Genomic DNA, 8,064 nt, shown 5'->3' with positions numbered 1-8,064 from the left:
ACAAGAAAGCCCGATTCGAAAGAGTCGGGCTTTTTTACGTCTATAGAAAAAGTAAAATTAAGCATTTCTTTCTCTAAAGCGCAGCGTCTCCTAAGCGAAGCGCCTCTTTGTGAACAGTGTTTTGGCTATCCAATACATTGGGCGATGATAGTGCATCATTTTAACGTGACTCCCGACACTAAAAATACATTGATAATAATTACAATGCTCTTATTTCACGAGCAGGATTGCCAGCAACAACAGTGTTCGGAGCCACACTTTTGGTTACTACTGATCCTGCGCCCACGACAGCATTATCACCAATGGTAACACCCGCTAAAACGATAACTCCCGCACCAATCCACACGTTATTACCTATTGTGATAGGTGATGCAAAGTTTTCTTTATTGAGACGCTGTGTAGGGTTAACAGCATGGGATACCGCTAATAGCTGAACATTAGGGCCAATTAAACAGTCATCACCAATTGTTATTGAAGCTTCACTAATTGGGGCATCTAATATAGTGCAGTTAATATTTATGAAGCTACGATCACCAATAGTTATTTGATTACCATAATCGCAGTGAAAACCTGATTCTATAATTACCCCTTCACCGCATTGAGCGAAGAGCTCTTTAATGCGTTTTAAATTGCCTTTACTCGGGCTTTTATTAAAGAGTCGGCATATTTCGCCGGTTTGTTTACGTAGGGCTAAAAGCTCTTTGTTTAAGCTATTAAATGGCTGCATTAGGGTTTCTTTGTTTAGTTAAAAGGTGCTAAAGCTATTTTACCTTTATTATTACTCGTTGAAAGCTGCTTTATTTTTACTCATTCACTTGCCATTTATTATGTTTCGTTTAAAATCTCATAACTTTCGAAACGAAACTTAAAATATTACTCTATGACTAAACGAAACACACAGCAACGTCGTCACTTAATTTTAACTCAGGTAAATGATTTGGGTGAAGTGGCTGTTGAAAAGCTTGCTGAGCAGTTTCAAACATCTGAAGTAACCATTCGAAAAGATTTAACCGCGCTTGAAAAAAGTGGCTTGTTACTGCGCCGTTACGGTGGAGCTATTGCACTGCCTAAAGAGATAGTGAGTGACGAAATAGACTCCAAGCGCAAAGTCGCAATAGCAAAAGCGGCGGCTGCACTTATAAAAGATCATAACCGCATTATTATTGATAGCGGGCGTACTACGGCCGCAATGATCCCAGAACTTGCAAATAAACGCGGGTTAGTTGTAATGACCAATGCGATTAAAGTGGCGAGCCGTTTACTTTCACTTGAAAACGAGCCAACACTTTTAATGACCGGTGGTACATGGGATCCACATTCTGAGTCGTTTCAGGGGCAAGTTGCCGAAAACGTATTATGCTCTTATGACTTCGATCAATTATTTATTGGTGCAGATGGCATAGATGTAAAGCGCGGCACGACTACCTTTAATGAACTAGTCGGCTTAAGCCAAGTAATGGCAAAGGCCGCCCGTGAAGTAATAGTAATGGTTGAATCAGATAAGATTGGCCGAAAAATACCAAATTTAGAATTACCGTGGAAAATAGTTACCACTTTAATAACCGATACTGGCTTAGCAGATGATAAACGCAAAGCGATTGAGGCGTGTGGTGTAAAACTAATTTGTGCAGAGATTATTGATTAGTAACTACAAAGCGAGTTACTAGAATTAAAAAATTAATGGAGACACTATGTGTGGAATAGTTGGGGCAGTTGCAGAACGTCCAGTAAATAAAATTTTAGTTGAAGGCCTTAAACGTCTTGAGTACCGTGGTTACGACTCTGCCGGTGTAGCACTTTTAGAAGGCTCTACACTAAATACTGTGAAAGCAGTAGGTAAAGTAGTAAACGTAGAAGCTGCACTTGAGAAAGCAGGCGTTAGCGGCCATACAGGTATTGCACACACACGCTGGGCAACACACGGTAGCGTTACTGAAGAAAACGCTCACCCGCATGTATCAAACAACCAGCTAGCACTTGTGCATAACGGTATTATTGAAAACCACGCAAGCCTACGCGCATCGCTTAAAGAAGAGGGCTACGAGTTCTTATCTGAAACCGATACCGAAGTAATGGTGCACTTAATTCATAGGCTTCGTAAGCAACACACTACGTTACTTGCATCAGTACAAGCTGCGGTTAAGCAATTTGAAGGTGCGTTTGGTACAGTTGTATTTGATAAAGCAAACGACAACGAAATCATCGTAGCGCGCTCAGGTAGCCCGCTTGTTATTGGTTTAGGCCTTGGCGAAAACTTTATTGCCTCTGATCAATTAGCACTATTACCGGTTACTCGCAGCTTTATATTTTTAGAAGAAGGCGACGTAGCCCGTATTACCCGCGACACAGTTGAAATTTTTGATGAAAATGGCGACGCCGTAGAGCGCGAAGTGATTGAATCAAACATCACGCAAGACGCATCAGGCAAAGGCGACTACCGCCACTACATGCTAAAAGAAATTTACGAGCAACCACTTGCGGTACGCAATACCCTTGAAGGACGTTTAAACGACGACCGCGTAGCAATTGACGCCTTTGGCGACAGCGCTCAGCAAATATTTAAAGACGTAAAACACGTACAAATTATTGCCTGTGGTACGTCATACCATTCAGGTATGGTTGCCCGTTACTGGCTTGAGCAATTTGCAGGCGTTAGCTGTAATGTTGAGATTGCCTCTGAGTTCCGTTACCGCCAATCGTATGTACACGAAAACAGCCTACTTGTGACTATTTCACAATCGGGTGAAACAGCCGATACGCTAGCGGCATTACGCTTAGCCAAAGAGCAAGGTTACATGGCATCAATGACCATTTGTAACGTACCGGGCTCATCGCTTGTGCGCGAATCAGACCTTGCGTTTATGACTAAAGCCGGCGCTGAAATTGGCGTTGCTTCTACTAAAGCGTTTACCACACAATTAGTTGGTTTGTTAATGCTTACTGCGTCTATAGCGCAAGAAAAACAGCTTGATCAAAGCGCCATTGTAAATGCTATAAAAGTACTTCCCGCTAAGCTTGAAGAAACATTGCTACTAGCTGATGGTATTGCAGACCTTGCAGAAGAGTTTGCCGATAAACACCACTCACTGTTTTTAGGTCGTGGTTCACAGTACCCAATCGCAATGGAAGGTGCGCTTAAACTTAAAGAAATTTCGTACATTCACGCAGAAGCCTACGCAGCGGGCGAGCTTAAACATGGCCCACTTGCACTTATTGATGCCGATATGCCAATTATTGTTGTAGCGCCAAACAATGAGCTATTAGAAAAGCTTAAATCAAACGTAGAAGAAGTACGCGCACGTGGCGGCATTATTTACGTATTCGCAGATAAAGATTCACACTTTGAGTCAGACGACACAATGCGTGTAATCAACGTAAACCACACTGACGACATTATTGCGCCAATTGTTTACACACTGCCATTGCAGTTACTGTCGTACTACGTAGCGGTAATTAAAGGTACCGACGTTGATCAACCACGTAACTTAGCTAAATCTGTTACTGTTGAGTAAAATCAAAAGGTTATAGATTTTTATTAATGTTAAAAAAGCGCTTAAGGCGCTTTTTTTGTGCCTAAAAGTCTGTTAGCTTTAATAACTTATTATTTTCTAAGGGATTAGTCATGCGTTTATTAACCGCTGTTTTTATATGTAGTTTATTTATATTTTATTCTAGTGGCACACTTGCAGAGCCTGATTTAAAACAGCAAACCATTAGTTATACGCAACAAACACATACTATTAAATCAGCCGTTTTAAACGAAGAGCGCACAGTTGTAGTCCAGCTTCCAAAGAGTTATCAAGCTAATCCAAACAAAGTTTATCCGGTCATTTATCGCTTAGATGGCGCGGGTAATATACCGCTTGCCAGCGCTGTTATTGAGCGTTTACAAAATGATAACCGTGCGCCAGAGGTTATTATTGTCGCTATTGAAAACACCAATCGCTTAAGAGATTTATACCCCACAATTAATAAAGAGCCACAAGGCCCGGTAGGTGAAGGCGGTGGCGCAGCAACGTTTTTAGCATTTATAGAGCAAGAGCTTATGCCCTTTATTAATAAAAGTTATCGTACGCACAATTATAATGTGATCGCAGGGGCCTCTGCGGCAGGCGTGTTTGCACTTTATACTATGCAAGCTAACCCTGAGCTTTTCCAAGCGCATATTGCTTACAGCCCTGCGGTTTGGTGGAACTATGGCGCACCGGTAAAGGCGACTAAGTCGTTTATCAATAAATCAAAAGACCTAAGTAACTATGTTTACATTAATATAGGCGAAGAAGCAGGCATAATGCGTGAGCGATACAATGAACTGCAACAAGCTTTGCAGTCTAATAGCTTGCCAAGTTTACGCTTTTTTAGTGATGCGTTTGATGGTGTCTCGCATAACCTGACTTCGGCCGCTGGTTCATTTAATGCCTATCACAACTTATTTTTGCCTAAACAAATGCCTATAAGTGATTTAACTGACGATGTAGCCTCTATTGATGCTTATTACCAAAACTTATCTCAGCAATGGGGCGAGCAAATATCGCCACCAGATCGAGCTGTTAGATCACTAGGTTATAACCTAGCGGGAAGCAAGCAATTTAACCGTGCTATTGCAGTGTTTAAATACAATATAAAAAACTATCCAAAATCAGTCGATGCGCTTTCTGCCCTATCTTATGGCTATGAAATGCAGGGTGATACTCGTCAAGCGCTTAAATATATGGAGTCTGCTTTAGCGATTGCTGACGACTCATATCCTTATATAAATTACTTAAAAGAAACAAAAGCTAGGTTGCAAGCAGAGCTTAACGATGAAAAGCCTTCTCAGGTTTAAATTAGTTAACTGTTTGAGTGTAAATTAAAGTTTAGCTTTTTATTACTTCATGGCAATTATAGCTATAAACAAAATCAGGAACTCTGAAATGACACCATGGAATGACGATAAGTTAAATAGAGTTGAAGATGCAAAATATCTAACTGACTATTTACTCAATCGATTTACAATAAAAAAAGAAGAACCTTTTGTTTTAAATATTGATGCAGAGTGGGGCTTTGGTAAAACCTATTTTCTTACAAATTGGCGAAGTAATTTAAAATCAAAAGGGTGCGAAGTCGTTTATTTTAATGCTTGGGAGAAGGACTTTACAGATAACCCTTTGCTTGGTTTTATTTCTGCAATCGATAAAGAGTTAAAACCTTTTTTTAGTAAAAAGGCCAACGCAAGCCAAAAAACTAAATGGAATAAATTTAAGCTTGCCGCAGCCCCGCTGCTTTTATCTTTTATAGCACAAAGATTGACAGGCCTATCTCGCGATCAAATAAACGAGTTGATGTTGGGCAGCGATGAAGCAAGTAAAACATCCGATGTAGATAATAAAGCTATAAATAAACTAGTCGAAGGTTTAACTACTCAAGCAACAAATATTGCATTAGAACATCAAGATAGTATTGAAAAGAGTATTGTTACTTTTAAGACTAATTTAGGGGAGATCGCGAAAAAGGCTGGTAAGGATATAAAGCCAATTTTCATATTCGTAGATGAGTTAGATAGATGTAGGCCTAGTTATGCCATTGAACTACTCGAGACAATTAAACATCTATTTCAAATACCGCGCGTTTATTTTGTTGTTGCTACTGCATCCGAGCAATTAAGTCATTCTATAAAAGCTATTTATGGTAATGACTTTGAATCTAAAAAATACCTAAATAGGTTTTTCGATCAAATTTATCATTTACCACCACCAAATCGCTTGTCTTACTCTGAGTACTTATGGAAAACAGAACTTATTAATGATGATAAGTTAATTGCTGTGCATAAAAATGGTAATGCTTATTTGCTGGCTCAAACAGCTATTTTATGTGATGCGGGTTTACGAGATATTGAACAAGCCGTTAAGGTTTTACAAGCTATTCAGCTAACAACTGAAGAAAGGATATATACGTTACCGTTAGTATTTTTAGCTATTCTAAAAATAAGTAAGCCAGAATTATATAAAATTATGATACCAATGTGGAAAGATAAATTTCAAACTAACTCTAGTTCCAGTCAAAATTGGAATATTTTTATTGGAAAAATGAATAAACCAGAGTCGAATTTGGAATCAAAGAAAGCTTTTGAAGGTGAAATTATTAGTATTATAAGCAAGTTACTAGGAAAAACCGGAACAAAATCTTCAGAAATTCAACAATGTTCAGCGGAGCTTGGCGATATGATCCTACATAACTTTAGCTTTAACCAAAATCGACAGTTTTCGATATTACATTACCCTGAGTTAGTTGAGCGTGCAGGTCGTTTTATATCTTAAAGAAAGGGGAAAACTCCCTTTTCGTATTAATGAGCAAAAATAATCAGAGCTAAAGTGTACTTAGAGCTTGTAGCTCGAATCGCGCAGCTGCTCCTAAACCACATTAAAATCACTAATCCCTACTTAATAAGCGCTAAATACGCTAAAATTACAGGCTACTTTTTTAGCAATGAGCCCGTAATATTCATGACCTCAGCAACAAGCCCTAGCACCTTTAACGATCTTGGCCTTATTCCAGAGCTACAAGCTCGTTTAACCGATTTGGAATATAGCCAACCTACGCCAATTCAAGCTAAGGCGATTCCAAGTGTACTTGCTGGTAGCGATTTAATTGCGGGGGCAAATACCGGCTCAGGTAAAACAGCAACCTTTGCTTTACCTATGCTACAAACCCTATTTCTAGCCCAAAGCGCTAAAAAAGCAGCGAGTAAAGGTAACTTTGTCACGGGGCTTATTTTAGTACCGACGCGTGAGCTTGCTACGCAGGTGGCCGATAGCGTTAAATCGTATTCTGCTAACTTTAATGGCGCAATTAAAACGGTGGCGGTATTTGGTGGTGTGTCGGTTAATACACAAATGCAGGCACTGCGCGGCGGCGCCGATATTATTGTTGCAACGCCAGGGCGTTTGCTCGATTTAATCTCAAGCAATGCTATTAAGCTCGATAAAGTAACAACCTTAGTGCTTGATGAAGCCGACCGCATGTTAAGCCTTGGCTTCACCGAAGAGCTTGCTGAGTTATTAGCGTTAATGCCTGCTAAAAAACAAACTATGTTGTTTTCAGCAACCTTCCCAGAGCAAGTCACTCAATTAACGCAAGAGTTGTTAACTAACCCTGTTGAAATACAAGTTCAAAGCAAAGACGAAAGTACCTTAGTACAGCGCGTATTTACGGTTAATAAAGGTGAGAAAACCACGGTTTTAGCGCATTTAATTAAAGCGCATAAATGGCGCCAAGCTCTTATTTTTGTAAACGCTAAAAAAGACTGTGAGCACTTAGCAAGCAAACTTGAAAAACGCGGCGTGAACGCACAAGTATTCCATGGCGATAAAGGTCAAAGTGAGCGTACTCGCGTAATCGAAAAGTTTAAAGTGGGCGAAATAGAAGTGCTTATAGCCACTGATATAGCAGCCCGTGGTTTAGATATTGCCAAACTGCCTGTTGTTATTAACTTTAACTTACCGCGTAGCCCCGCTGATTATATGCACCGAATTGGCCGAAGCGGCCGTGCTGGTGAAGTGGGTTTAGCATTATCGTTAATTGATTATGAAGACTTTCATCACTTTAAAATAATCGAAAAGAAAAACAAACTGCGCTTAGAGCGTGAAGAAGTAACCGGTTTTGCGGTTAACCAAGCGAACCTTGATGCGGCCCTTGCACTTAAAAACGAAAAGCCAATGGCAAAGCCTGAAGGCACAGGTAAGAAAAAGAAGAAAAACAAAGTTAACCCAGAAGATGATGCATGGAGTGGTTGGCGAAATCGTTCTAAGTAAGGTTTTATAGTAATTGCTTATAATTATCAGCATATTATATTTTTAAAAAGGCGCATTCGCGTCTTTTTTATTGTCTTTAATTTCTTGCTTTAACTGTGTATTTAGGTTTTTATAGGTTGCAAGTCACATTAAGTAGAGGCTTTTTGGAAATATAAAAATGGCATATGGATCATGTTTGTTTGGTATAAAGCCAATTATTACGTATTCATAGCAAATTAAAATATGCAGGGTATGTAATGGTAAAAACACAGAAAAATAAAGCTCCTAGTCATAT

General features: G+C 39.6%; 6 protein-coding genes. 5 read left to right on the top strand and 1 reads right to left on the bottom strand.

The window, feature by feature from the left end; translation table 11 throughout:
* Positions 1-199: 199 nt before the first annotated feature.
* On the bottom strand, positions 200-727 hold the full coding sequence (locus AC27I2_RS17700; RefSeq protein WP_487205042.1) for a sugar O-acetyltransferase: 528 nt from the start codon (positions 725-727) through the stop codon (positions 200-202).
* Positions 728-880: 153 nt separating this feature from the next.
* On the opposite strand from AC27I2_RS17700, the gene AC27I2_RS17695 reads away from it, so the two are divergent.
* The 5 genes from AC27I2_RS17695 (at position 881) to AC27I2_RS17675 (ending at position 7,790) form a co-directional block, all read left to right on the top strand.
* A complete protein-coding gene (locus AC27I2_RS17695) occupies positions 881-1,645 on the top strand; it encodes a DeoR/GlpR family DNA-binding transcription regulator (RefSeq protein WP_487205041.1) in 765 nt (254 codons plus the stop codon).
* A gap of 46 nt (positions 1,646-1,691) precedes the next feature.
* Positions 1,692-3,512, top strand: a complete 1,821-nt coding sequence (gene glmS / locus AC27I2_RS17690) for a glutamine--fructose-6-phosphate transaminase (isomerizing) (protein ID WP_487205040.1) — start codon at positions 1,692-1,694, stop codon at positions 3,510-3,512.
* Between the two features lie 110 nt (positions 3,513-3,622).
* Complete coding sequence (locus tag AC27I2_RS17685; protein ID WP_487205039.1) at positions 3,623-4,825, top strand: alpha/beta hydrolase-fold protein; 1,203 nt, start codon at positions 3,623-3,625, stop codon at positions 4,823-4,825.
* A gap of 88 nt (positions 4,826-4,913) precedes the next feature.
* Positions 4,914-6,296, top strand: coding sequence for a KAP family P-loop NTPase fold protein (locus AC27I2_RS17680; RefSeq protein WP_487205038.1), 1,383 nt, complete (start codon positions 4,914-4,916; stop codon positions 6,294-6,296).
* A 186-nt stretch (positions 6,297-6,482) separates the two neighbouring features.
* Entirely contained in the window at positions 6,483-7,790 is a 1,308-nt protein-coding gene (locus AC27I2_RS17675; protein ID WP_487205037.1) for a DEAD/DEAH box helicase, read from the top strand.
* Positions 7,791-8,064: the final 274 nt, after the last annotated feature.

The sequence above is a fragment of the Pseudoalteromonas sp. NH0006-46 genome, assembly GCF_057547735.1.
This window is presented reverse-complemented; position numbering and strand designations above follow the sequence as displayed.